The 24,304-nt window shown below is 62.7% G+C and carries 21 protein-coding genes and 1 pseudogene; 2 read left to right on the plus strand and 20 right to left on the minus strand.

Translation table 11 applies throughout. The annotated features are described in order from the left end of the window. Window positions 1-178 precede the first annotated feature (178 nt). From EII23_RS01225 to EII23_RS01235, 3 genes are all read right to left on the minus strand, one after another. The gene (locus tag EII23_RS01225) at window positions 179-1,174 is read right to left on the minus strand and encodes an NAD(P)H-dependent glycerol-3-phosphate dehydrogenase (protein ID WP_124791305.1); all 996 of its coding nucleotides are present in this window, start codon (window positions 1,172-1,174) and stop codon (window positions 179-181) included. A gap of 5 nt (window positions 1,175-1,179) precedes the next feature. Next, on the minus strand, window positions 1,180-2,622 hold the full coding sequence (locus tag EII23_RS01230; protein WP_260424541.1) for a M99 family carboxypeptidase catalytic domain-containing protein: 1,443 nt from the start codon (window positions 2,620-2,622) through the stop codon (window positions 1,180-1,182). 117 nt (window positions 2,623-2,739) lie between these two features. Further along, entirely contained in the window at window positions 2,740-2,940 is a 201-nt protein-coding gene (locus tag EII23_RS01235) for a heavy-metal-associated domain-containing protein (protein ID WP_124791309.1), read from the minus strand. Window positions 2,941-3,061: 121 nt separating this feature from the next. On the opposite strand from EII23_RS01235, the gene EII23_RS01240 reads away from it, so the two are divergent. After that, entirely contained in the window at window positions 3,062-5,380 is a 2,319-nt protein-coding gene (locus tag EII23_RS01240; RefSeq protein WP_260424542.1) for a cation-translocating P-type ATPase, read from the plus strand. Between the two features lie 12 nt (window positions 5,381-5,392). Here the strand turns inward: EII23_RS01240 and EII23_RS01245 are convergent, their stop codons facing one another. From EII23_RS01245 to EII23_RS01310, 14 genes and pseudogenes are all read right to left on the minus strand, one after another. Beyond that, window positions 5,393-6,391 carry a galactose ABC transporter substrate-binding protein gene (locus EII23_RS01245; protein WP_185702266.1) on the minus strand — a complete coding sequence of 333 codons (999 nt, stop codon included), beginning with the start codon at window positions 6,389-6,391 and terminating at the stop codon, window positions 5,393-5,395. Between the two features lie 11 nt (window positions 6,392-6,402). After that, window positions 6,403-8,664, minus strand: a complete 2,262-nt coding sequence (locus EII23_RS01250) for an ATP-binding protein (protein WP_124791313.1) — start codon at window positions 8,662-8,664, stop codon at window positions 6,403-6,405. 122 nt (window positions 8,665-8,786) lie between these two features. After that, complete coding sequence (rfaD, locus tag EII23_RS01255) at window positions 8,787-9,770, minus strand: ADP-glyceromanno-heptose 6-epimerase (protein ID WP_124791315.1); 984 nt, start codon at window positions 9,768-9,770, stop codon at window positions 8,787-8,789. Beyond that, window positions 9,758-10,327 (minus strand): SIS domain-containing protein, encoded by a 570-nt coding sequence (locus EII23_RS01260; RefSeq protein ID WP_124791317.1) that lies wholly within the window; start codon window positions 10,325-10,327, stop codon window positions 9,758-9,760. Before EII23_RS01260 ends, rfaD begins: the two co-directional genes overlap by 13 nt. Window positions 10,328-10,459: 132 nt before the next feature. Next, window positions 10,460-11,059, minus strand: coding sequence for an adenylyl-sulfate kinase (locus EII23_RS01265; RefSeq protein WP_124791319.1), 600 nt, complete (start codon window positions 11,057-11,059; stop codon window positions 10,460-10,462). Window positions 11,060-11,245: 186 nt separating this feature from the next. Next, window positions 11,246-11,932 carry a cytidylyltransferase domain-containing protein gene (locus EII23_RS01270; protein ID WP_124791321.1) on the minus strand — a complete coding sequence of 229 codons (687 nt, stop codon included), beginning with the start codon at window positions 11,930-11,932 and terminating at the stop codon, window positions 11,246-11,248. Between the two features lie 41 nt (window positions 11,933-11,973). Next, a complete protein-coding gene (locus EII23_RS01275) occupies window positions 11,974-13,611 on the minus strand; it encodes a cytidine 5'-phosphate N-acetylneuraminic acid synthetase (protein WP_124791323.1) in 1,638 nt (545 codons plus the stop codon). A 34-nt stretch (window positions 13,612-13,645) separates the two neighbouring features. Further along, on the minus strand, window positions 13,646-14,833 hold the full coding sequence (locus EII23_RS01280) for a DegT/DnrJ/EryC1/StrS aminotransferase family protein (protein WP_124791325.1): 1,188 nt from the start codon (window positions 14,831-14,833) through the stop codon (window positions 13,646-13,648). A gap of 11 nt (window positions 14,834-14,844) precedes the next feature. Continuing rightward, the gene (locus EII23_RS01285; RefSeq protein ID WP_124791326.1) at window positions 14,845-15,924 is read right to left on the minus strand and encodes an iron-containing alcohol dehydrogenase family protein; all 1,080 of its coding nucleotides are present in this window, start codon (window positions 15,922-15,924) and stop codon (window positions 14,845-14,847) included. 59 nt (window positions 15,925-15,983) lie between these two features. After that, a complete protein-coding gene (gene folD, locus EII23_RS01290) occupies window positions 15,984-16,841 on the minus strand; it encodes a bifunctional methylenetetrahydrofolate dehydrogenase/methenyltetrahydrofolate cyclohydrolase FolD (protein ID WP_124791328.1) in 858 nt (285 codons plus the stop codon). 72 nt (window positions 16,842-16,913) lie between these two features. Continuing rightward, window positions 16,914-18,203 carry a phosphopyruvate hydratase gene (eno, locus tag EII23_RS01295; protein ID WP_124791330.1) on the minus strand — a complete coding sequence of 430 codons (1,290 nt, stop codon included), beginning with the start codon at window positions 18,201-18,203 and terminating at the stop codon, window positions 16,914-16,916. Window positions 18,204-18,277: 74 nt separating this feature from the next. Next, window positions 18,278-19,060: pseudogene (locus EII23_RS01300) on the minus strand (type III pantothenate kinase); the annotation flags it as partial. A gap of 28 nt (window positions 19,061-19,088) precedes the next feature. Continuing rightward, complete coding sequence (gene glmS / locus EII23_RS01305) at window positions 19,089-20,918, minus strand: glutamine--fructose-6-phosphate transaminase (isomerizing) (protein WP_124791334.1); 1,830 nt, start codon at window positions 20,916-20,918, stop codon at window positions 19,089-19,091. A 68-nt stretch (window positions 20,919-20,986) separates the two neighbouring features. Continuing rightward, entirely contained in the window at window positions 20,987-22,906 is a 1,920-nt protein-coding gene (locus tag EII23_RS01310) for a SurA N-terminal domain-containing protein (protein WP_124791335.1), read from the minus strand. A gap of 301 nt (window positions 22,907-23,207) precedes the next feature. Here EII23_RS01310 and EII23_RS01315 point away from each other — a divergent pair, with 301 nt between their 5' ends. Further along, complete coding sequence (locus EII23_RS01315) at window positions 23,208-23,471, plus strand: helix-turn-helix domain-containing protein (RefSeq protein WP_221620352.1); 264 nt, start codon at window positions 23,208-23,210, stop codon at window positions 23,469-23,471. A 79-nt stretch (window positions 23,472-23,550) separates the two neighbouring features. Here EII23_RS01315 and EII23_RS13320 read toward each other — a convergent pair whose 3' ends face one another. From EII23_RS13320 to EII23_RS01325, 3 genes are read right to left on the minus strand one after another with little or no spacing between them, the layout of a single operon-like run. After that, window positions 23,551-23,682, minus strand: coding sequence for a hypothetical protein (locus EII23_RS13320; protein WP_260424543.1), 132 nt, complete (start codon window positions 23,680-23,682; stop codon window positions 23,551-23,553). Window positions 23,683-23,717: 35 nt separating this feature from the next. After that, the gene (locus tag EII23_RS01320; RefSeq protein ID WP_124791337.1) at window positions 23,718-24,032 is read right to left on the minus strand and encodes a DNA-binding transcriptional regulator; all 315 of its coding nucleotides are present in this window, start codon (window positions 24,030-24,032) and stop codon (window positions 23,718-23,720) included. Next, a complete protein-coding gene (locus tag EII23_RS01325; RefSeq protein WP_124791359.1) occupies window positions 24,019-24,249 on the minus strand; it encodes a type II toxin-antitoxin system RelE/ParE family toxin in 231 nt (76 codons plus the stop codon). The genes EII23_RS01320 and EII23_RS01325 overlap by 14 nt, the downstream gene beginning before the upstream one ends. Window positions 24,250-24,304 lie beyond the last annotated feature (55 nt).

The raw sequence follows: 24,304 nt of genomic DNA on the forward strand, positions 1-24,304 counted from the left end.
CAATGCATTCCGTCCCTGACCCGCCTGGTCAGACAGCGAAAGGGCGTTTTTTTGTTATGCCAATGTATTATGGTATGTTATGGAAAATTTTGGGCGCGCTGCCCGCGCAGCCCGTGGGGGATATAAAGAAAAATTTCTCTTCCGGCGCGTGGCCTGTGCCGCGACATCCGGCGCGCGCCTACTCGTCACGCAGGTCACGCGCCATGAGATCGCACAGGGCCTGCTGCGGGCAATGCCCTGCATAAAGGATTCCGTGCACGGCTCGGGTCAGGGGGGCATCCACCCCCAGGCGCAGGGCCATCTGGTGGATGGCGGCGGTCGTCCTGACGCCTTCGGCCACTGCGCCCAGGCTGCGGGTAATGTGCTCCAGCTTCTCCCCCCGCCCCAGGCGCAGGCCCACCTGCCTGTTGCGTGAAAGATCTCCCGTGCAGGTCAGGGTCAGATCTCCCAGACCGGAAAGTCCCATGAAGGTCTGCGCGGCCGCCCCGCGGGCCACGCCCAGACGGCTCATTTCCGCAAGCCCGCGCGTGATGAGGGCGGCACGGCTGTTGTGCCCCAACCCCAGACCGTCGCAAAGCCCGGCGGCAATGGCCATGACGTTCTTGATTGCTCCGCCCGTCTCCACGCCCGTCACATCAACGCTGGAATAGCAGCGGAAAGCCGGGCCGGAAAAAATGCCGCGCAGGCTGTGCCCCAGTTCCTCGTCGCGGCTGGCCAGCACCACGGCCGTGGGCAGCCCGCGCAAAACCTCCGCCGCAAAGGAAGGGCCGGAAAGCACGGCGTACCGCGGGGCCAGATGCCCCAGGCAGTCCAGTACCACAGAAGAGCAGGAAGCAAGGCTGCCCTCCTCCATGCCCTTGGCCGTGTTGACAAGCACCACCCCCGGCCGGAAAAAGGACGCCTGCCGCGTCAGCCAGCCCCGCAACTGCTGGCAGGGAATCGCCAGCACCACCACAGATCGGCCGAGAAGCGCCGGATCCGTGCCGGCTTCCAGATTTTCGTGCAGCGCAAATCCCGGAAGATAGCGGGGATTTTCCCGTCTTTCGTTCACCGCGCGGGCAACGGCTGCATCCCGCAGCCAGAGCCGCACATCATGCCCGCCAGAAGCCAGCAGATGGGCCAGAGCCGTGCCCCAGCTTCCCCCGCCGGCCACGCAGATGGAGACAGTGTTCATAGCCGTCAATACCCCAGCGCCGACTCCGGCCCCGGACGGTCGGGGAGCTTTCCCCGCTCTCCGGAGGCAAGCGACGCCCCGCTCCCGAAACGCACCAGAAACAGGCCGCTGAAGCGCTGATCCCGGTATACTTCCACGCGGTACACCCTGCCCTGGCGGTCCACGGAAAACTCGGGCAGAAAGTTTTTTCTCTCCAGGCGCAGGCCGCTTTCGTCCTCCCGGCCGCTGTCAAAGCCGATGGCATTGACGCGAAATCCCTCCTCGGGATGCACCACAAAATTTTCACGCACTTCCAAAAGCCTGCCAAAAGGCACTGCCACGTCCTGGCCGTCAACACACACGCGCATGCCCGCAAGGCTCTGGTCCACCTCGCGCCAGTCGGGACGGATAAGGGTGATCATGCGGTTGCCGTAGTGAACGCAAAACTGCCTCTCTCCATCCCTGACGCAAGGCAGCACCGCCATGATGGGCCTGGAGGTCAGGGCCTGTCCCGGCCCTTCCCTGGGCAGGGGCAGGCCGTTGACAGCGGGCCGCACATCGTCCAGAGGCAGGCAGACGCGGTTGTTGACAAACGACACTTCCAGATCGCCCCGCAGGGCATCCCTGACCCCCTGCGGCGTCAGGGCAAAATCCCGTGTGAACTCCACCCCGGCCTGCCGCAGAAAGGATTCCACCATGAGCAGGTGGTAGTAGGCCCGCACTTCCACGGAGAAATCCTTGCTGGCCTCAAGCCCGAAGGCCGCCTTGCCCTGACGTACGGCATAGTACGAAAGGCTGCGCTCCATCTCGGGGTCGCCCTCGGCCGTGCGGGTATTGTGAACGTGCAGCCGGTGCCCCGGACGTATCAGGGCCCTGTTCGCCTCGTCGGTCACCGTGCGCGCGATCCCGGCCAGCCCCCCCATGAACACGCCGGACACCTCGTCCTGATCAATGATGACCGACTGCCCCCAGCGCGCGGGATTGCGCATTTTGTCTTCATATGTCGGGCGGTAATAGCCGCTGCCGTCGTGCAGGTTGAGCACCAGCCCCACCTGCGGCGCGGCGATCAGCCGCTGGATGCGGCGCACGGCATCATATTCGGGGTCCGCGCTGTCCAGCCGGGCAAACTTGCGGTTCATGTCGCCGTGAATGCCGCGCGACCGCCGGATAATGCTGGGAAAATTCAGATTGGGCACCACCCACACAGCCCCGCGGTGGATGCTGTAGTGCGTGGTCAAAAGGCTGGCCGCGGAAAAGCCGCCCGGCTCGTCACCCTGGATTCCCCCCACCACCAGCACCACGCCCCGGGAGGGGCGGTGCTGCCCCAAGCGCATGACGGTAAAGTCCAGAGCAAAATCGCTGTCACCCGCCCGGGCGGGCATCCCGCACAGACAGCACAGCGCAATCAAGGCACACAGGCGGCAAAAGATACGGGCAACGCGCGCGAGTCCGGGACGTTTTGCTTGCATGGGCAGAAATCCTGACAATGGGATATTGGCGTTTTCCCTGTCAGATACGGCATTCATGGGCAAACGGCAAGCCAACCTCCCGGCCACGGCAAAAAGACGCGCTCCCGGCGCGGCACGTCACGGGGCAGGATCAAATCCCGCCGCGCTCACAGCAGTGCGCAGGGCCTGTTCGTCCACCGGCCCGGCCTCCTCATAGGTGAGGGTTTTTTCTTCCAGATTCACCAGAGGATTGCGCACACCGGGGACCCGCCCCGCCGCTTCCTCCACCGCCGCCTTGCAATGCCCGCAGTGCATGCCGTTGACTTTCAGGGATTTCATCGTATTCTCCTTGCAAAAGGATTGCATCGAAAAGAATTTTCATTTTCTCCAAAAGCAGCATACCCGCCGCGCCATCTTCTGGCAAGACGTGCCGCCGACCATCACTCCCAAGGACATGACCATGAGTACCCAACCCCTTCCTTGCCTGCATTTTGATATTGACGGCATGCACTGCGCAGCCTGCTCCGCCCGCATCGAAAGAGTTCTGGGCAGGAGGGACGATGTGGAGCGCGTCAGCGTCAATCTGGCCACCCGACGCGCGCGGGTCAGCCCCCGTGAGGGGATTGACGCCCAAAAATTCGGCGCGGGCATTGTGGAGGCCGTGGCTGCCCTGGGCTTTACCGCAACTCCGGCTGCGGACGATGACCCCGCCGCCCTGTTTGCCACGGCTCAGGCCAAAGAACTGGCGGACCTGGCCACGCGCAAACGCCGCCTGATCCCCATGGCCTGCCTTGTTTTTCCGCTGCTGCTCCTTTCCATGGGGCACATGCTCGGCCTCCGCCTGCCCGCAGTTCTTGATCCCCACACTTCGCCCCGCGCCTTCATGCTCGCGCAGCTTGCCCTGACCCTGCCGGTGGTCTGGCTCGGACGCCATTTTTACCGCGACGGCGCAAGCGCCCTTGCGCGCAAAAGCCCCACCATGGACAGTCTGGTAGCGCTGGGCACAGGCGCGGCCTTCCTCTACAGCCTGTGCGGCACGCTTTTGGGGCTTGTTGCCGCAGACCCCACGCCCCATGCCATGAACCTCTATTACGAGTCCTGCGCCATGCTGCTGACCATGATCGAACTGGGGCAGATGCTGGAGGCCACGGCCAAGCGCCGGGCAGGCGAGGCCATGAGCGCGCTGTTGCGCCTCACGCCGCCAACGGCCCTGAAGCTTGACCCCGCTTCCCCCGACCTTCCCCCGCAGGAAATTTCCCTGTCGTCCGTTGTTCCGGGCGACATTCTGCTCCTGCGCCCCGGCGAACGCGCGCCTGTGGACGGCGAAGTGCTCGACGGCAAAAGCGCCGTGGATTTTTCTCTGCTCACGGGCGAATCCGTGCCCGTGGCCGTGGGGCCGGGGCACAAGCTGCCCGCGGGCTGCCTCAACGGCGAAGGCTCCCTGACCCTGCGGACAGAAGCCGTGGGCAGCGACACCCGTCTGGCGCACATTGTGCGTCTGGTGCGGGAGGCCCAGGGCAGCAAGGCTCCCATTGCCCGCCTGGCCGACCGCGTGAGTTTCCATTTTGTGCCCGCGGTCATGGCTCTGGCCCTTTTTTCCGCTCTGGCGTGGCTTGTGTGCAGCGACGAGCCCGTGAGCACGGCCCTCACCGTTTTTGTGGCCGTGCTGGTCATGGCCTGCCCCTGCGCCATGGGCCTGGCCACCCCCATGTCCATTCTGGTGGGTACGGGCCGGGGCGCGCAACTGGGCGTGCTCATCAGAAACGGCGCGGCTCTGGAGCAGACCTCGCGCATCAATGCCCTGGCTGTGGACAAAACCGGAACCCTGACCACAGGCCGCCCCGCGCTCACCGACATTGACGTTCTTGACGGCATGGACGAAAAAAGCCTGCTGACCCTGGCCTGCGCTCTGGAAACCCGCTCCGAGCATCCGCTGGCCGCAGCCATTGTCAGGGCGGGCCGCGAACAGAATTTGCCCTCCTGCCCGGTGGAGGATGTGGTCATCTCCCCCGGCCTTGGCATTGCGGGGCGCGTGCTCCTTGACCAGACGCCCCATACGGTGGCGCTGGGCAATGCCGCCTTCATGGCCGAACGCGGCATTGCCCTTTCCCCGCAGCAATCCGCCCGCCTGGAAAGTCTGGCCAAGGCAGGGCAGACTCCCCTGCTGCTGGCTCTGGGGCAGGGCGCAGCAGGGCATCCCGCCGCCATTTTTTCTCTGGCCGACAGCCTGCGGCCGGAGTCGGCAAGCGTTGTCAGCCGGTTGCAGCGCATGGGCATGGAGGTTGTCATGCTCACCGGCGACAACGAGCATACCGCCCGCGCCGTGGCGGGAGAAATGCGCCTGCATGTGGCCGCGGGGCTTTTGCCGGAAGAAAAGGCCGCGTATGTGCGGCGCTTGCAGGATCAGGGAAAAATTGTGGGCATGGTGGGCGACGGCATCAATGACGCCCCCGCGCTGGCCGCAGCCCATGTGGGCATGGCCGTGGGCACGGGCGTGGACGTGAGCGCCGAAGCCGGAGACATTGTGCTCATGCGCGGCGGCATGGAGGCAGTGCTCACGGCGCTGGCCCTTTCCCGCGCCACCATGCGCAACATACGCCAGAATCTGCTCTGGGCTTTTGGCTACAATATTCTTGGTTTGCCCGTGGCCGCAGGCCTGCTGCACGCTTTCGGCGGCCCCATGCTTTCGCCCATGCTGGCAGGCACGGCCATGGCGCTCTCGTCCTTTTCCGTGGTCAGCAACGCCCTCCGGCTGCGCTTCTGGAGTCCGGAAAAATGAATCGCGGGACCGTCATGGCCGGATCGGCGCGTACGGAATGCGAACAGCCACGCCCGACGCGTCCCACGTATGGGGCAAACCGTCCAGAAAATCCTTGTGCGCCACAGCATTCAGGAGCATTTCCGCCACAGCCCTGCCCATGCCTTCTCCATCCTGCCGCACGGTGGCGCTCATGTCGCCCTTGCGGATGGCGTCCACACCGATCACCGGGAGAAACTTTTCGGGATTGCCCGTATTGTAGCCCTGTTCCTTGAGCACATCCAGGGCGCCCAGAGCCATGCTGTCGTTGTTGGACAGCACAAGCTCCACGCTTTTGCCGTGCACGGGCCAGAAAACGCGCATGGCCTGCCTTGCCTGCTCCCTGTCCCAGTCGCAGATGAAGGTTTCGCCAAGCTGCTGCATGGCCACACCGAGCCTGCGGGCCTCCTTCACGCTGAACTCGGTGCGCGCCAAGGCTTCGGGGCTTTCGGAATTGCCCTGCAAAAGAACATACTGGACGATGCCGTCCCCGTTGCGGTCATAACGCGGATGCGCCCGCCAGAGTTCCTGAATGATCCGCCCCTGTATTTCCCCCGCCTCGCGCGCTTCGGTTCCCACGAAAGCTGCCTTGTCGTAGGTTTTGATCGTGCTCAGATCCGGCTCCCGGTTGAAAAAGACAACAGGGATCTTGCGCGTCTGGGCTTCCTTGAGCGGCATGGACGCCGTGTACGGTTCCACAAGGTTGACAGCCAGTGCGTCAGCCCCCTGTTTCAGGACTTCACTGATCTGGTCGTTCTGCACAATCTGGTCCGCGCGGGCATGATGCAAAACCACAACGGCCCGGCCCTCCAGGGCTGTGCGCAGGGCCTGGCTGACCAGAGAAACATAAACATCGTCCTCACTGTAAAGAAAAACGCCGATCACCGGGAGGCCCGCTTTTTTCTCCGGCGCGCGCCCGGTTTCGCAGCCTCCCGCCAAGACAGATACGCACAAAAGCAGTGCCCAAAGAATATGGTTCTTGCGTGCGTTCACCACTCTCTCCTTCACTTGCCCCCGTGCCCGGACAGGATATCTTCCGCCTGCGGAATGCTCCAGCGCAGCAGCGCTGCCTGCAACAGCGCCATGTCCAGCGGCTTGGTGATGTGATCGTTCATGCCCGCTTCCAGGCTTTTTTCCCTGTCGCCGCTCATGGCATTGGCGGTCATGGCAAGGATGGGCACCGTGGCGGCCCCCGGCCTGCCGCTTTCGCGGATTTTGCGCGCGGCTTCCAGGCCGGACATGACAGGCATCTGTATGTCCATGAGCACAATGTCGAAGCTGCCTTCTTCCCAGAGGGAGAGGGCTTCACGGCCGTTGCAGGCCAGCGTCACCTCAAGTCCCATGGAGCCCAGAATCTCCAGAGCGATTTCCTGATTGATTTCATTGTCCTCCGCAAGCAGCACACGCAGGGGCGGCAAAAGAAAATCCTTGCCTTCCTCCCGCTCTGCTTCCGGAGCCAGCGAAACACATTCCCGCACCAGTACGGTGAACGAAAACGTGCTGCCCTTTCCGGGCACACTTTCAAGCCAGATGCGCCCGCCCATCAGTTCCGCCAGCTTGCGGCAGATGGCAAGCCCCAGCCCCGTTCCCTCGTAGCGGCGGGTGGCGGAACCGTCCACCTGCACAAAGGAGTCAAAAACCGCGGCCTGATCCTCAGAGCTGATGCCGATGCCCGTATCCGCCACGTCAAAACGCAGCAGCAGACCGTCGGAGCGTTTTTCCTCCACTTCCACACGCACGCTCACGCCGCCCTGCTCGGTAAATTTGAGCGCATTGGCGCAGAGATTGATACATATCTGGGTGATGCGCATGGCATCGCCGGCCAGTACCGGAGGCACATCATCCGCAACGGAAAATGTCAGGCTGAGGCCCTTTTCGCGGCTTTTGTCCTGCAAAAGGTCGCGCACGCTGTCCAGAATTTCCGCAACGCTGAACGGCTCTGACTTCAGTTCCGCCCTGTTGGCCTCGATTTTGGAAAAATCCAGAATATCGTTGATGATTTGCAGCAAATTCCTGGCTGCCGTGTCCACACGTTGCAGATAGTGCATCTGGCGCGGCTCGGGATTGTCGCGCAGAGCCAGATAGACCATGCCGAGGATGCCGTTCATGGGCGTGCGTATCTCATGGCTCATGCGGGCCAGAAATTCGCTTTTTGCCTTGTTGGCGGCTTCGGCCTTTTCCACCAGAGAGGTCAGGGTGCTCACCATGTCATTGAGGCTGTCGGCCAGTTGCCCCAGTTCGTCGCCGCGCTGCACCTGCGTGTCGCGCCGCGTGAGTTCCCCGCTGGCGATGCGCGAGGCAAAACGGCTCAACCGCTTGATATCCCTGATTGCCGGAGAAATGAGCAGCCACACGCACAGCACCGCCAGCAGGGCGCTGACCAGCCCCACGCCCCATACGGCGCGCCTGCTGGACTGAAGCTCCTCCTGCATGTAGCCCGCCTTGGCCTGCACCACCGCAAACAGATTGGTCTGGGGAATACGGAAAAAACTGAAATGCCTTTCATCCGTTCCCGTTCCTGTTCCCGTCGAGCAGTGCCGACTGGTCAGGGTTCCGTACGGGCGGGCGCGCATTTCCTGTATCACGTCCTGCAGCGCGGCACGGCCCACACGTTCGCCCACCAGATCTGCTGTCACCACGCCGCTGTCCGCGACAATGCAGGCATCCATGACCGCATCACCGGCGTCCAGAAGGGCGCTGCGGGAAATCTTGTTCATCTGCAAGGCGCCCACAAGCATGCCTTCCCGACCGTTGTGGATGATTTTGAGGGCAATGGGCAGGAGCATTTCCTGCCGCTCCAGATCCGGCATGGCCTGGCCGATGAAGAGGATATTCTTTTGCTTTGCCTCCTGAAACCATGTGGTCTGGGCCATGCCCAGAGGATCCCAGGCCGGGGGCAGTGTTCCTCCCAGCACCTGTCCCTCCCCGTCCAGCAGAAAAAAGGCGGCATAATTGTGCACTGCCCTGATCCTGTCCAGGTGCAGCCCCAGCAGCCTTCGGGCGGACTGTCCATCCGGGGACGAGGCGTCAAGGCTCTCCATGACGTAGGGCAGGCCCGCGGCAAGCAGAATGTCCTTGCCAGCCCGCTGCAACTGAAGGGAAATGGCCTTGCCCACCACCCGCGCCGTGCCCAGGGTCTGTGCGTCCTTGGTGCGGTTGACGCCCTCGCTGGTCACCTGCGTGACGATAAGGGATGTGCCGAGCCACGAGCAGACGATGATTGCGAAAATAAAGAGGGGAAGCTTGACCTTGATGCCCATTCTCATGGGTATTGCCCCGCTGTCGTCGGTTTTCTGGGGCGGCGCGGCGGAACCTTTCCGTCAGGCAAAGGGCGCGCTCCTTCGGGCAGGGGCAAACGCTCCTGCCCCGCAGCGGGGCGCGCGCATATTCATGCCGGGCACATTTCCAGGTAGGGATCGCTCCCTTGAAGATACCGGATATAATCAGCCACTCCGGCCTCAATGTCAACAAAGCGCACCGGGCACTTTTTTTCCTCAAGCCAGGCCATGTCTGCCTGGGTAAAATCCTGGTATTTGCCGTGCAGGGCCTCGGGCATGTCCACATATTCGATGCCCGGCTCGCGCCCCATGGCCGCAAAAACAGCCCGCGCCAGATCATTCCAGGTGCGCGCGCTGCCCGTGCCCACGTTGAGAAAACCGTTGACCTCCGGATTGTGGAGCAGCCAGAAAACGACTTCCGCGCAGTCCTTGACGTAGACAAAGTCCCGCATCTGCCCGCCGTCGGCACAGTCTCGCGAAGAAGAACGGAAAAGCCGCATGCGCCCTGTGGCCGCTATTTCCCCAAAGGCCTTGCACGCCACGCTGCGCATGCTCCCCTTGTGGTACTCGTTGGGCCCGTACACATTGAAAAACTTCAGGCTGGCCACCTGCCCGTCCAGCCCGTTGTCCAGCAGCCAGAGATCAAAAAAATGTTTGGAATAGGCATACATGTTCAGCGGCTTCAGACGGGGGAGAATCTCCCGGCTGGACGCAAAACCCTCGGAGCCGTTGCCGTAGGTGGAGGCGGAACTGGCGTGGACAAGGCGGATGCCCCTTTCCGTGGCGTAGCGGCACACATGCTGGCTGAAGGCCACGTTGTTGGCCATGAGAAAATCGGCGTCACCCTGCGTTGTGTCCGAACAGGCGCCCAGATGCACCATGCCCTGTATGCCGCCGGGCAGGGCATTGTCCCGCAGGAGGCGGAGAAATTCCGAACGGTGCAGATAGTCGGCATAGCGCCGGTTGACCAGGTTTTTCCATTTGTCGGCATGTCCCAGATTGTCCACCACAAGAATGTCCGTGATGCCCGCCCGGTTCAGCCGCCAGATCACGGCACTGCCGATGAAGCCCGCCCCTCCGGTCACGACGTACATGTGCGCTCCAGACAATCCGCCCAGTGGTGCAAAAGAAAGATGTGGGCCTCCTGAATGCGCGCCGTGACCTGGTGCGGCACAACCACGGCCATGTCCGCCAGAGAGGCCAGCACACCGCCGTCACGGCCCAGCAGGGCAAGAGAGAACATGCCCTGCCCGCGCGCCTCCCGCACGGCGCTGACAATGTTTTCCGAGTGCCCCGAAGTGGAAATGCCCACAAAAACATCGCCGTGGCGGCCCAGCGCCTCCACCTGACGGGAAAAAACCTCCCGGAACCCGAAATCGTTGCCGATGGCCGTGAGGTTGGACGTGTCCGTGGTCAGGGCAATGCAGGGCAGAGCGCACCTGTTGCGCTGAAAGCGCCCCACCAGTTCGGCGGCAAAATGCTGGGCATCGGCGGCGGAACCTCCGTTGCCGGCCACAAGGATTTTGCCTCCCCCGCTCAGGGCATCGCCCATGTGCCGGGCGGCATCCTCCACCTGGGGGGCAAGAGTGCGCAGCAGGGCAAAAAGCTCCAGATGGGCCTCAAGCGAGGCGGCAAAAAGGGAACTGGTCATGACGGCCCCCGTGGATTCTTCCGGTGCAGATGGCGGATATCTGTGTGCCCGCAAACGCAGGCAAAGTCTGCCTTTCCTTACACAGAAAAGCCCCGTGGCGCAATGCGCCGCGCACATCGGGCCGCCCGCCGCTCATGCCACGGCTTCGGGCCTGCGCTGCTCCAGAAAGCCGTGGGGCAGTGCGGGCAGCATCCTGCGCAAACGCTCCCAGCGGCGGGTCTCCTCCAGAACATCCAAAGCAAAATCGCGCAGTTGCCCATAACTTTCGGCCAGCGCGCAGCCATCGGTATCAATGATGCGGTCAGCGCGGCGCGGCTCGTCAAAGGTATCGGAAACGCCGCTCAAAAGGGCAAGCTCGCCGCAGGCGGCCTTGGCGTACAGCCCCTTGACATCGCGCTCCACCAGGGTTGCCAGCGAGCAGCGCACCCATACCTCCCGGTACAGGGGAAAAACCGCGCGGTTTTTCTGCCGCATGCTCTCGTAGGGGGTGATGGCCGCCACCACACAGACCTTGCCCCGGCTTGCCAAGTCCAGCACATGGTCACGCATGGCGTCAATGTTGCGCTGGCGGTCTGCGGGCGTAAAGCCGGAAAAACCAAAGCGGCGGCGAAAAATATCGCCGTCCACAAATTCCGTTTCCAGCCCCTGCCCCTCAAGGTACAGGCGCAAAAGGGAGCCCAGGGTTGTTTTGCCGCTGCCGGAAAGCCCCAGCAGCCAGAGAACAGGTTTCATGCGCACCTCGTTTGTCTGTGCCGCGCGCCCGCCGCAACATGTGGTGGGCCAAAAGGCGGCTTTTGCCGCCGTGCGGTTCTTGGTCGCCTGAAACTTGCAATTTTTTGACCAAAAAGATTTTTTTCAGAAAAAACGTACAAATAGCATACGCGCTTCGGGCGCAGAAGAATTTTTTGACGCCCCGGCCTATCCCGCCGCGTCCACAATGGCGCGGGCGTCCATTTGGGGATGGAGGGGCAGCAGCGCCAGCCTGCGGAAATCCTCCGGCCGGTCCATATCCAGTTTCAGGTCGGGGCGGCGCAGCCATTCCTCCTGCGGATCAAACGTGCCGATGGAAAAACGGGCAGCATTGTCCCAGATATGGTTGAGGCAGTGCTCGCGCTGGGTGGGCAGTACGGCTTTTGTCTCCAGCTCTTCCAGCAGATCGCGGGAGAGGATTTCCGCTCCCAGCCCGTCGGGCCAGAGATTGTTGCGCGGAACATGGTTGTAGGCATAGTCCCAGCGCCCCCGCGCATGAAAATCCGCCAGCCGGTCCACAGCTTCCCCCCAGATCAGGGGATTGTCAGCGCAGACCCGCACCACAAGACCGGCATCCGCCATGCGCGCCGCCATGCAGAAACGCGCCAGCACATCGTCCTCCGGCCCGGCCATGCAGGGCACGCCGCGCCGCCGCAGATGCTCCAGCAAAACCAGGTCCAGAGGCGTATCCGGAACCGCCACCATGATCCCGTCGAGCGAGCGGGCCCGCGCAAGACGCTGCGTCACCCAGTCGATGACCGGCACATCCCGCAGACACAGCAGGGATTTCATGGGCAGGCGGCTGGAACCCAGGCGGGCCTGAACAATGGCAATACGGCGGGGGGAACGGGCCATGATTTTTCCTGATGTTTTTGGGGACTTGCCCGATGGCGGCCCTACGGCCGGGCCTTTGCCTGCGCGTCCGTTCCTTCCCGCAGCACGTCCTGCATCAGCGCCACCACCCTGGCCTTGTTGGCGGTAAAGTCCAGCGCGTTCTGGCGCTCCCAGAAGCGCCGCCGCCGGTCGGGTTTGAGCATGGCAAGAAACATGTTGCGTATCCGGGCATCGCCCACGCTGTCCATGACGCCCGCAAAGGCAAAACCGTTGCGCGGGCGGGCAAAGGTGTGGCTGGCCTCGCGCCGGTGATGGGCCAGCACAATGGCCGGTATCCGCATGTGTGCCAGTTCGTACACCGTGCGCCCCGCGGAGCAGATGGCCAGATCCGCTCCCTCCATCATGCGGCTCATGACATTGGTGGCCCAGGCAAAGGTGATGCGGCTGTTGCCCAGACGCTCCAGGTGGGCCTCCATTTCCTCCCTGTGGGCATAGCCCGGCCCGGCCACCAGCCTCACGGCAATGCCGTACGCCCGGCAGACAGGCTCCACAATATCCAGCACGCGGCGCGAGCAGTCGTGCTGGTCCGTGCCGCCAAAGGTGATGAGCACGGTTTTCACGGCATCGCGCCAGATATTGCGCTCCGCGTTCAAGAATTCGTCGCGCAGGCAAAAATAGTCCGGCCCGCAGCGCAGCCGCTCTGTGGACAGTTTGTCCTCATACAGGGCATTGACCACCAGCCGCGCCCTGTCCGCCCCCGGCCCCTCGTCTTCAAAATTGACGCAGCGCACCCCTGCCGCCGCAAGACGTTCCATATACTCCGTATCTGTATTCAGAATGTCGTTGACCACCAGATCCGGGCGCAGCCCGAGCACGGTTTCCGCCAGAGCCTCCTCGCCCTGCCGCACGATTTTGTAGTCCTTGCGGGCAATGCTTTCCACCGCCAGTTCGCTCTGCCGCGTGCAGACAAAACTGATCCTGTGGTCCGTGATTTCGTGGGCCAGCATGAGCGCGCGAAAAACGTGCCCCATGCCGATGGCGGGCCAACCGGCCACCACAAAGACCACATGCCGCCTTTGCAGCAAATGCTCACAGATCCACCAGTCCTGATAGCCCTGTATCTCGATGGCCCTGTCGTTGAGAAAATAGGGAATGGTTCTGCCCGTCCCCCCTCCGCCCAGCAGGGACAGGCGCAGGATGATGAGAGCGCGGCTTTCCACCAGCAGCATTTTTTCGTCCCGCTGGTCGTCCAGCAGCATTTCCAGGCTTTCCCCGCGCATGCTCCAGACACGCTGCCGCACGCTCTTGACGGTCACCAGACTGTCCGCCCCGGAGTCACGGTATTTTTTCCAGGCGTCTTCCACGTCCACCCAGGTCAGCAGGGGGCAGGACGCGCGCAGCACAATGCAGTGCCTGTAGCGGGAGGCAAGGTCGGCCAGCAGATCCCGCATTTCGGCCACAATGTCCAGCGAAGTGAAGCGCAGCTCCCTGTTCCGGCAGTGGCGTATTCCGGCCCGCTCGCAGATGAGCGCAATTTCCTGGCTGTCGGTGAGCGCCACAACGTCCTCGCCGGGCAATACCGCGCGCGCCGTATGGATGGCCCTTTCCACAAGAGTGACCCCGGCCAGCTTTTTGACCAGCTGGTCGGGGATGACCGCATTCTTCTTGACGGCCGGAATGACGATGCAGCGTTCTTTCACACAAGAGCCTTCCCGGCCGCGCCGGGGCCTGTCTTCACCCCTGCCGGGACAGCACCTGACGGCTGGCCTCGATCATGTATTCCAGATCCTCCTCGCTCAGCCAGTGCTGGAAGGGGAAGGAAACCATGGTGTCATAGAACAGATCGGCATTGGGGCAGGCGGCCTGACCCATGCCCTGGCGGCGGTAATAGTCGTAGCGGTCCAGCGGCATGTACTGCACCACGCACTTGACGCCCTTTTCGTCGTGCATGGCGCGGATAAAGCTGTCGCGCGCCTCCGGGCCAGAGGTCATGCGCGCCGCCAGCAGGTGGTAATTGTGGCGGCGGCTCTCCTCCCGGTGGAATTCCAGTTGCGGAAAGTCCGCCAGAGCGCCCATGAAGCGCAGGGCGCGGGCGCGCTTTTCGTCGTTGATGCTGTCAATGCGCTCCAGCAGTTTGGCCCCCAGGGCGCATTCCACTTCGCCGAGGCAGTAGTTGGCGGGTTGCAGGGGCACATCGTCCAGCATGGGCAAGTCCACATTGCCCATGGCGGGCTTCCAGTAGTCCGCTCGTTCGAAACCGAAGGCGCAGTGCCCGTTGTGGCGCAGGGCCGGCACCAGCGCGGCCAGGGCGGGATCGCGCACATAGAGCATGCCCCCCTCGCCCAGGGTGGTGATGTTTTTGTGGGAGTGGAAGGAGAAAATGCCCATGTCGCCGAAACTGCCGGCCTTTTTCCCCTCCAGTTCCGAACCGATGGCCTGGGCGGCGTCTTCAATGAGCAGCAGCCCGTGCTCCTTGCAGAGAGCGGCAATGGCGGGCATGTCCGCCACATAGCCGTACAGGTGCACCACCACCACGGCGCGGGTGCGGGGCGTGAGCACCGCCTCGATGCTCCGGGCGGTGACCACACGGGTGTGCAGATCCATGTCTGCCCAGACCAGGCGCGCGCCCTTCTTGACATAGGGATAGGCCGAAGCCGTGAACGTGTGCGAGGGAATGACCACCTCGTCACCCGGCTCAAAGCGGCAGAGCAGGGCCGAAAGCTCCAGCGCCGCGCAGCCGTTCATGGTGGTGAAGCAGCTTCCCTGCGGCACACCCTGGTATGCGGCAAACCTGCTTTCAAAGGCGCGCATGTAGGTTCCCTGCGTCAGGGGATCGGCATTGCGCATGGCCTCCACCACCACGGCGATCTCTTCTTCCGTATAGCGGATGGCGCGGCCGCTGAAATTGACTCTGATGCCCATGAAAAGGACTCCTACATGCGCTTGAAGCGTTCCACAACGTTTTCTTTGGTCAGGATATTCCGGAAATCGGGGCCAAGGCGGTTGGAAAGGGGTTTTTCGTGCACGATGGTGGCCTCGTACAGGGCGGTATACTGCTCTTCCGTCAGCCCCCGGCAGATGCCCGCGGGCAGCTCAATGTCCTGCCGTTCCAGCATGGTCATGAAGTCCCGGTACTGTTCGGGATAAATGTCTTCCAGCACCGAAAGGGCATAGCAGTTGGCAATACCGTGGCGCATGTGCAAAACCATGCTCAAGCCCGCGGAAACAGGGTGCACCACGCCCACGAAGCCTGCGGCCATGCCGCCCAGAAAAGAGGCGATCATGAGCTTTTCCCGGTTTTCGTCGCTCATCATGTCGCGGGACAGGAAAATCTGCTTGCTGAGATCAATGGCCTTCTCCGCCAGAGAATCCACCACCACGTTGCGGTAGGAGCCGGTGATGGACTCGAAGCAGTGCATATAGGTGTCAATGCCCGTATAGAAATACTGGTTGCGGGGCACGGTGGCGGTAAGATCCGGATCCAGCAGCACCTGATCGAACATGGTGAAGTCGCTGTTCATGCCCAGCTTGATGTTTTTGGCCTCGTTGCAGATGATGCCCGTGCGCGAGGTTTCCGCTCCTGTCCCCGACAGGGTGGGCACGGCGATCTTGTAGGGCGCGGGATGCCTGACCAGTTCCCAGCCCTGATAGTCTTCGGCCTTGCCGGGATTGGTCAGCAGGTTGCCCACGCATTTGCAGGTGTCCAGAATGCTGCCGCCGCCAAAGGCCAGCAGCGCGCACGGCTCTGCCCCGCCCAGAAAATCCCTGACCTGTGCGGCATATCCGTCCACACTTTCGGTGGTCGGTTCCGCCGCGGCGTCCACATAAACCACCAGATCGCGGCTTTCCACCGGCAGGGAGGCCACAAGATCGCGCCCCTCGAAAAAACGGTCCACAAAAAATACCGCCGGGCCGGAGCGCACCTTGCGCCGCGCGCCCAAAAGGTCACCCAGTTGGGAAAGGCAGCCCTTGCCGATCATGTAATAGCCGACATTCTTCGCATTGCGATACATGCTTGTCCCCTCAAAAAATATTCTCTGCGCAGTCGGAATACGCGCAAACATCCGCACTTTCAGGCCCGGACATTCTCCCGCCATGCCCGCACCGTGTTGGAGAGGAGCATGGCGATGGTCATGGGGCCGACACCGCCGGGCACAGGCGTGATGGCCCGCACCCTGGGGCTGACACTGGCAAAATCCGCATCTCCGCACAGCCCTTCGGGCGTGCGGTTGATGCCCACATCAATGACCACCGCGCCCTCGCCCACCATGTCGCCGGTGATGCAGCGGGGCCTGCCCATGGCCAGAAAAAGAAAATCCGCCTGCCTGCACTGTGCTGCCAGATCGGGCGTGCGCGAATGGCAGAGCGTCACCGTGGCGTCGCCGAAAGCCCCCGGACGGGCCAGCAGCATGGCCAGCGGCTTGCCCACAATGTTGGACCGCCCCACCACCACCGCCCTTTTGCCTTCCGTGGGCAGGTTGTAGCGCCGCAAAAGCTCCACGACCCCGGCGGGCGTGCAGGGCACAAATCCCGGCAGGCCCAGCGCAAGGCGGCCCGCATTGACCGGGTGAAAACCGTCCACATCCTTGGCGGGCTCAATGGCCAAAAGGCATTGTTGCGCGTCCAGCCCCGCGGGCAGGGGCAGTTGCAGCAAAATGCCGTCCACCGCAGGATCGGCATTGCAGCGTCCAATGAGCGCCAGCAGTTCGTCCTGGCTGATGGAGGCGGGCAGATGGTGGGGAAAGGACACGATGCCCGCTTCCGCGCAGGCGCGCTCCTTGTTGCGCACATAAACCTGCGAGGCGGGGTCCTCCCCCACCAGAATGACCGCCAGCCCAGGAGCGCGCTGCGCCCCGGCGCGGGCGGCCACCGTTGCAGCCAGTTCACCGCGTATCTTTGCAGCGGTTGTTTTGCCGTCGATGAGCAGCATGTGACTCCCTTTCCGGTGCGCGGGCGGCTCCGGGGGAGCCGCCCGCGCCCGCAACGCCGCAGTACCGGCGCGTCAGTCCTGAAGATAGTATTCGGCCATGACCGGACCGAAAAAGTCCGCATCATCGCCCAGTTCTTCCTCAATGCGCAGCAACTGGTTGTACTTGGCCATACGCTCGGAGCGGCAGAGCGAGCCGGTCTTGATCTGTCCGGCGTTGACGCCCACCGCGAGGTCGGCGATGAAGCTGTCTTCCGTTTCGCCGGAGCGGTGCGAAATCACCGTGCTGTATGAGGATTCCTTGGCCATTTCAATGGTGTCCAGGGTTTCGGTGACCGTGCCGATCTGGTTGAGCTTGATGAGGATGGAGTTGGCCACGCCGCCCTCGATGCCTTCCACCAGAATGGCCGGATTGGTCACAAACACGTCGTCGCCCACCAACTGCACGCGGTCGCCCAGAGCGCCCGTGAGCATGCCCCAGCCGTCCCAGTCCTGCTCGGCCATGCCGTCCTCAATGGAGATGAGCGGATATTTTCCGGCAAATTCTCCGAGCCACTGGCTGAGTTCGGCATTGCTGAAGGTCTTGCCCTCGCCGCCGAGAACGTATTTTCCGTCCCGGAAAAATTCGCTGGCCGCCACGTCCACGGCCAGGGCCACCTCTGAGCCGGGATTGTACCCCGCCTCCTCAATGGCCTTGATGATGTAGCGAAAAGCCTCATCATGGTTGGCGAGATTGGGGGCAAAGCCGCCTTCGTCGCCCACGCTGGTCACATGCCCGTCCTTTTTCAGGATGGCTTGCAGCTTGTGGAAAATTTCCGCGCCCATGCGCAGCGAATCGCGGAACGTGGCCGCGCCCACAGGCATGATCATGAATTCCTGGATATCCAGATTGTTGGGCGCGTGCGCCCCGCCGTTGATGATGTTCATCATGGGCACGGGCAGCACCTTGGCGTTGATGCCGCCCAGATATTTGTAAAGCGGCAGCCCCAGAAACGAGGACGCCACCCTGGCGCAGGCCATGGACACGCCCAGGATGGCGTTGGCCCCGAGGCGGGACTTGTTGTCCGTGCCGTCCAGATCAATGAGGGTGTTGTCGATCTGCACCTGACGCAGCACATCCGTGCCCGTGAGCGCGTCGGCGATTTCGCTGTTCACATGCTCCACCGCATTGGTCACGCCCTTGCCGCCGTACCGGCCCTTGTCGCCATCGCGCATTTCCAGAGCTTCGCGGCTGCCGGTGGACGCGCCGGAAGGCACTGCGGCGCGGGCACTGTGCCCGGACTCCAGCGTCACTTCAACCTCAACCGTGGGATTGCCGCGCGAATCAAGAATTTCGCGCCCGAAAACCGAGGCAATGCTGCTCATGTTCCACTCCTTTGCCCTGCGGGCCTGTTTGGTGCGGGGACGGACGCCGCCGTGGGGCTGCCCGCGCCTGCGGCCTGTTTCACCTCATAATACAAAAGGCGCAAGCCCTCCAGCAGGAGCATGGGCAGCACCCGGTCAAAAACAGGACTGATCCCGGCAATGGACGCGGCAAAACCGCCTGTGCCCAGAACCGCCGCCGGAGACGGCATCTGCTGCCTGAGCCGTGCGGTCAGCCCCTCCACCATGCAGACAAAGCCGAAAACCAGGCCGTGCTTCATGCTCATGGCCGTGCTGCGTCCCGGCTCCGGTTGGGCGGCACTGACCTCCAGGTCAATCCTCGGCAAGCGGGCGGCCTCCCGCGACAGGGCCGCCAGAGCCGTGCGCGGCCCGGGAAAAATCAGGCCGCCCATGTACGCGTCCCCGCGCACACAGTCAATGGTCATGGCCGTGCCAAAATCCACCACCAGAAGTGACGGCGTCTGCGGGTACAGGCGGCGGGCCGCATAGGCGCCCACCAGCCGGTCTTCGCCCACCTCCTCGGGCCGCTCGTAGCAATTTTGCAGCGGCACTTCCAGATCCCGCCCCACGCGGTACAGCGGGCAGCCCAGATACCGCCCCACGGCATCGCGCAGCAAAGGTTCAAAGGCCGGAGAAACGGAAGATGCCGCGCACGCGACGATCTGCCCCGCGCTCACCCCGGCATGCCCCAGAAGCGTCAGGAGCGTCAGCCCGAGGTTGTCCGCCGTCTGCCGTGTGTCCGTACACAGGGTGTAGGAGGCAAGCACCTTCTGCCTGTCGGCCAGCCCGATCTTGATGGAGGTATTGCCTATGTCGAAAAGCAGAACTTCGGGCCGCACAAAGACCTCCTTCCGGACAGGCGTACCGCTACTCCACAGTGACGCTCTTGGCAAGATTGCGCGGCTGGTCCACATCCTTGCCCAGATAGTCGGCCATTTCGTAACTGAAAAGCTGGAGCGCGGGCAGGACAACAAAACCGGCCAGAGGCGAAGGCAGAAAGGGTATTGTCCAGAGATCATCGCCGCCCACGGCCGTCCCTTCGTGGGCGAGCACCAGGGTTTTGCCCTGGCGGGCCTGCACTTCCACCATGTTGGACACCACTTTGGGCAGCAGCGCATCGTTGAGGGCCAGAACAAATGTGGGGAAAGACGGATCAATGAGGGCAATGGGGCCGTGCTTCATTTCGCCCGCCGCATAGCCTTCGGCATGGATATAGGAAAGTTCCTTGAGCTTCAGCGCGCCTTCCAGCGCCAGCGGATGGCAGTGCCCCCGCCCCAGATAGAAGAAGTTGCGCGCCCCGGCATACGCGCGCGAAAGTTCGCGCGCCCGTGCGTGCATGGCGGGCAGCGCCCCGGCAAGCACATCGGGGATGCCTTTCAGGATCTCCGTATTCCGGCGCACTTCCTCCGCAGGCAAAACCCCCTGGCGGCCCCCCCAGTAGAGGGCCATGAGCGCCAGCATGAGCATCTGGCTGCACATGGCCTTGGTGGAGGCCACGCTGATTTCCGGGCCAGCCTGGGTGTAGAGCACGGCCGCAGCCTCGCGCGCAATGGACGATCCCACCACATTGCACAGCCCCAGCGTGGTTGCGCCCTTTTCACGGGCCATGCGCAGGGCGGCCAGGGTATCGGCCGTCTCGCCGCTCTGGCTGATGGCCAGAACCATGTCGTCCTTGTCCAGAAGGAGGCTTTCGCGGTAGCGGAATTCCGAGGCAATTTCCACCTGCACGGGCACGCGGGCCCAGTGCTCCAGCAAATGGCGCCCCCAAAGCCCGGAATGCCAGGACGTGCCGCAGGCCACAATATGCAGGCGGCGCGGCACAGGCAGGGCATCCAGTTCGTGCAGCAGCACGCTCCCGCCCTGCGCGTCCACCCTGCCGCTCAGACCGTCAGCCACCACCCGCGGCTGCTCGAAAATTTCCTTGAGCATGAAGTGGCGGTATCCGCCTTTCTGGGCGGCCTGCATGTCCCACTGGATGGTTTCCACGCCGCGTTGTGCGGGCTGCATGTCCTCAAGGCGCAAGATGCTGTATTCCTTGGCGGAAACGCGCACCATGTCGCCGTCTTCCAGAAAGACCACCTGGCGGGTGTAGGGCAAGAATGCGGGAATGTCCGAGGCCACAAAATGCTCGCCCGTGCCCAGGCCGAAAATGAGCGGGGCGGACATGCGCGCGGCATAAAGCACGCCCGGCTCGTCAACAGACATGAGGCAAACGGCGTACGCTCCGCGCGCCTGCCGCAGGGCAGCGGCAAAGGCATGCAGAAGATCGCTCTCTGTCTTGCGGTGTTCGGCAATGAGGTTGACCAGAACTTCCGTGTCAGTGTCCGAATGGAAAACATGGCCCCTGGCCGCGAGGTCGGCCTTGAGTTCCTGATAGTTTTCGATGATGCCGTTGTGCACCAGGCTCAGGCTCCGGTCATTGGAGCAGTGGGGATGGGCATTGCGCTCTGCCGGCGCTCCGTGGGTGGCCCAGCGGGTATGCCCCATGGCGCAGACCGGAGTGACCACGCCCTCTGCGCGGGCAAGGCGTTCCTCCAGAGCGCCCAGCTTGCCCACGGCGCGCACCACATGCATTTCTCCCTGCCGGAGCCAGGCCACGCCGGACGAATCATACCCGCGGTATTCCAGGCGGCGCAGCCCCTCCATCACTACGGGCACAGCCGGTCTGTGCCCGGCGTATCCAATAATGCCGCACATGGGAATCTCCTTGTTGCAAGGGCTGGAGAAGTTGCATTCCTGCTGTCGGCAGGCCCGCAAAGGCGGAACTACATGTTCTTTCTGTCCACCAGGGCGGGATCCAGAACTTCGATGCGCGCGCGGGAAAGAAGGCGCTGCATGAAGATTTCAAAAAGCCCCTCGGCACGCTCGCGTTTCATGGCGTCAACCATGATGTCCCTGACGGCCTCCCATTCCGCGGCCTCGGGCGGGCGCACCCCGCTCACACGGGCAAAAAGGACTCCCGGCCCATCGCCGCTGCTGGTCACGGCATACACGCCGGGCAGCCATGCGTTGGTTGCGGTGCTGAAAAGAGCTTCGGACAGGGCCTGGTCAGGCGCAAAACCGGGCAGCGCACCGCCGCGCTCCACGGTGGGGGCGGCATGCAGCTTGAGATCCGCCCTGTCTCCGGCATCCGGAGGCCCGTCAGACAGTGCCCCGCGTTTTTGGGAGGCTGCCTCCATGGCCTTGGTCAGCGCCTTTTCCGCCCGGATTTTTTCCACAATGTCCTCCCTGACCTGGGCCAGGGGACGGGTGGAAGCGGCTTCGGACTTGAGAACGCGCACCACCAGATAGGCATCTCCGGCTTCCAGCACCGAATCCACAGGCGAGCCTGCGGGCACGGCCAGCAGGGAAGCGGCGTCCCCGGCCTTGACATGCAGCTTTGCTTCCAACTCCGCGGCGGAAACAAGCCCGGTCTCCCCAAACTCCAGGCCCAGCGTGTCAGCGCTCTCCTTCAGGGATTTGCCCAGGATATTGGCTTCCACCAGATTGTCCAGCACATCGTGCAGCCTGCTTTCTCCCCTTTCCTGCGCCATGGCCTTGCGCACATCGGCGGCCGCTTCCGCAAAGGGCGGCACGCCGCCGGGCTTTTTTTCCTCAACCTTGATGAGGTGCAGACCAAAGGGGCTGCGCACCGGAGCCGACACCGCGCCCGGCTTGAGAGCAAAAGCCGCCTGCTCGAAAGGCTCCACAGTCATGCCCCGCCGGATCCAGCCAAGTTCTCCGCCGGGCCCGGCGGCATTGGGGCCGTTGTGCGCATCAGCCACAGCGGCAAAGGCCTTTCCGGCCGCAAGCTCGGCTTCAATGGCGGCCATGCTTTTTCCGGCCTTTTCCACCTCGTCTTCGGCAGCGTCTTCGGCCAGCGGAACAAGAATGTGCGCGGCCCTGACTTCTTCTTCACGGGCAAAGCGCGCGGTATTGGCCTCATACCAGGCCAGAGCCTCGCTCTCGCCGATGGATTCGGCCCTGCCCAGCGCCTCGGCCCTGACCAGAACATAGGCCAGAGCCACCCTGGCGGGGATGCCGAAGTCCGCCTTGCGGGCATCGTAGTAGGCCTGCACTTCCTCTTCCGTGGGCGCAACAGAGCCCGCATACGCCGCAGCCGGGAAAAAGGCGTATTCCACAGACCGCTGCTCGCGCAGAAAATCGTACCGATTGCGCGCTTCTTCAGGGTCTGTCCACACAGAGGCCGTCACCAGGGCAAAGAGCTTCTGGCGCAGCATGTCGCCCGCCATCTCCTGCTCGTACCGGGCCGGCGACATTCTCTGCGCTTCAAGTACGCGCTTGTAGGCCTCGGGATCAAAGCGCCCCTGGGCGTCCTGAAAAGCCTTGACTTCGCCAATGGCCATGCGCAGTTCCAGCGGCGTGACCGTGATGCCCGCCCGCGCGGCTTCCGCAGACAGAAGGTTGCGGGTCACAAGATCGCGCAGCACCTGACGGCCCAGCTCCTGCGCCAGGGCCTCCCGCGGCAGACCGGGATTGTTGCGCCGCATGGCGTCCTCGGCATGCCGGTAGGCCAGTTCAAAATCCCGCGCGGAAATGGGCGAACCGTTGACCATGGCCACATGGTTGCCGCCGGTTCTGTCGCTCAGGCTGCCGACGCCCCAGAAAACAAAAACCAGAATGATGACGCCAAAAGCCAGCTTCACACCGAAGGACTGGGCATTGGAACGGATATATTCGAGCATGGCTGACTCCGCGTGATATCTTTTTGCTCAACAAAAGGGGAGTATACGCGCAACGCGGCGGAACTTCAAGAATGCCGCCCGAACCGGCGCGCCCCTTTCGATGACCTTGCAAACAGGTGTGTTGCATTCCAGACGGCCCACGCGGGGCTTGCAGGGGAACGCCAACCCCGCCGCACAAAACGGTACCTTGCCTGTCGTTCTTTCCCTGGCCTTGTTCCGCCAGAAAAAGGGCGGCAAACGCGAAACGGAACCCCCATCACAACCCGTCTTCTTGACCGTTCGGTAAAAAAGCGAGCACGTGATGGCGCGACAAACGAAGGTCACGTTTCCCATGGATTTTTTTGGCGTGGAAGAGTTGGGCAAGGCCATAAAAAAGGTGCGCACATTGCGCGGGCTGACCCAGCAGGAATTGGCCATGCGAACAAATACCAGCACAAAATTCATCAGCAATGTGGAAAACGGCAAAGATGCCGCGCAGCTCGGCAAGGTTTTATTGCTGGTGCGCATTCTGGATATGGGAACCCGGCTGGTTGATCTCCGGGCAAAGGAGCGGGACGGCACATGAACATGAAAGCAGAGATATCGGCATGGAACCGGAGCCGTCATGGGCCTTGCAGCGCGGGATTCCCCGCTTCGCACCCCGCTCACAAGGCCCGCGCCGACTCCTCAAGGCAGCCAAGGCTGCTACGAAAAGTGCGAAAACCTCTGGACACTACCGACGGCGTTTCAACAGCGTAGTCTTGCTTTATCAAATAGCCTTCGAATTGTTTTTTCATGGCACACACCTCCTCTGAAAGCAGATATGCTACGGCTAGAGCAGAGCCTCAATGCCCTTTCTATCCAAAATTTCCAGCAGTTTGCACGAAGGCCCGCCGGGGTTTTTCGTTCCGGCCTCCCAAGCGCGCACAGTAGAGGCACTGGTATTGATGATGATGGCCAACGCCGCCTGGCTGACGTTCAGACGGGAGCGCAAGGCCTTCACACTGTCCGCATTGAACTTGGGCACCTGGTTAGCCCGGTAGAGGGCTTCAAATTCACGCATACGCCGTTCGTCGATTAACCCGCCTGCGTGCAGGCCTTGCACGGTTTCATGCATTTCTTCAATAATACGGCTAGGCTTCGTCATGTTTCACCTCCAAAAAATCTCCCCTGGCAATGGCCGATTGTAAATCGTCGCTGGAATAGGCAAGGAAAATCTGGGCAGCTCCTTGCAAATAGGCAAGCTCTGCCTGAGTAATGTTTTCTCTGTCGTTTTTCTCAAAGCCAAACAGAAAAAACCAACGATCTTCCCGATTCGTGGCAATGAATGCTCCACCGGCTAAAGCCGGTGGTATCGGAAACAGCTAAAGCTGGCGATTGCGGATGAAATCCGCCGACAGCTTGGCGGGTTGGCAAAAG

It is taken from the genome of Desulfovibrio sp. OH1186_COT-070, assembly GCF_003860215.1.
Lineage (GTDB): Bacteria > Desulfobacterota > Desulfovibrionia > Desulfovibrionales > Desulfovibrionaceae > Desulfovibrio.

Excerpts from the sequence above, each read along its gene's own strand:
- EII23_RS01250 (WP_124791313.1), bottom strand. The coding sequence starts at position 8,664 with ATGAGAATGGGCATCAAGGTCAAGCTTCCCCTCTTTATTTTCGCAATC.
- EII23_RS01315 (WP_221620352.1), top strand. The coding sequence starts at position 23,208 with ATGGCGCGACAAACGAAGGTCACGTTTCCCATGGATTTTTTTGGCGTG.
- EII23_RS01260 (WP_124791317.1), bottom strand. The coding sequence starts at position 10,327 with ATGACCAGTTCCCTTTTTGCCGCCTCGCTTGAGGCCCATCTGGAGCTT.
- glmS (WP_124791334.1), bottom strand. The coding sequence starts at position 20,918 with ATGTGCGGCATTATTGGATACGCCGGGCACAGACCGGCTGTGCCCGTA.
- EII23_RS01285 (WP_124791326.1), bottom strand. The coding sequence starts at position 15,924 with ATGTATCGCAATGCGAAGAATGTCGGCTATTACATGATCGGCAAGGGC.
- EII23_RS01240 (WP_260424542.1), top strand. The coding sequence starts at position 3,062 with ATGAGTACCCAACCCCTTCCTTGCCTGCATTTTGATATTGACGGCATG.
- folD (WP_124791328.1), bottom strand. The coding sequence starts at position 16,841 with ATGCTGCTCATCGACGGCAAAACAACCGCTGCAAAGATACGCGGTGAA.
- EII23_RS01265 (WP_124791319.1), bottom strand. The coding sequence starts at position 11,059 with ATGAAACCTGTTCTCTGGCTGCTGGGGCTTTCCGGCAGCGGCAAAACA.
- eno (WP_124791330.1), bottom strand. The coding sequence starts at position 18,203 with ATGAGCAGCATTGCCTCGGTTTTCGGGCGCGAAATTCTTGATTCGCGC.
- EII23_RS01320 (WP_124791337.1), bottom strand. The coding sequence starts at position 24,032 with ATGACGAAGCCTAGCCGTATTATTGAAGAAATGCATGAAACCGTGCAA.
- EII23_RS01225 (WP_124791305.1), bottom strand. The coding sequence starts at position 1,174 with ATGAACACTGTCTCCATCTGCGTGGCCGGCGGGGGAAGCTGGGGCACG.
- EII23_RS01280 (WP_124791325.1), bottom strand. The coding sequence starts at position 14,833 with ATGGGCATCAGAGTCAATTTCAGCGGCCGCGCCATCCGCTATACGGAA.
- EII23_RS01235 (WP_124791309.1), bottom strand. The coding sequence starts at position 2,940 with ATGAAATCCCTGAAAGTCAACGGCATGCACTGCGGGCATTGCAAGGCG.
- EII23_RS01270 (WP_124791321.1), bottom strand. The coding sequence starts at position 11,932 with ATGGCCCGTTCCCCCCGCCGTATTGCCATTGTTCAGGCCCGCCTGGGT.
- EII23_RS01310 (WP_124791335.1), bottom strand. The coding sequence starts at position 22,906 with ATGCTCGAATATATCCGTTCCAATGCCCAGTCCTTCGGTGTGAAGCTG.
- rfaD (WP_124791315.1), bottom strand. The coding sequence starts at position 9,770 with ATGTACGTCGTGACCGGAGGGGCGGGCTTCATCGGCAGTGCCGTGATC.
- EII23_RS13320 (WP_260424543.1), bottom strand. The coding sequence starts at position 23,682 with ATGAAAAAACAATTCGAAGGCTATTTGATAAAGCAAGACTACGCTGTT.
- EII23_RS01230 (WP_260424541.1), bottom strand. The coding sequence starts at position 2,622 with ATGCAAGCAAAACGTCCCGGACTCGCGCGCGTTGCCCGTATCTTTTGC.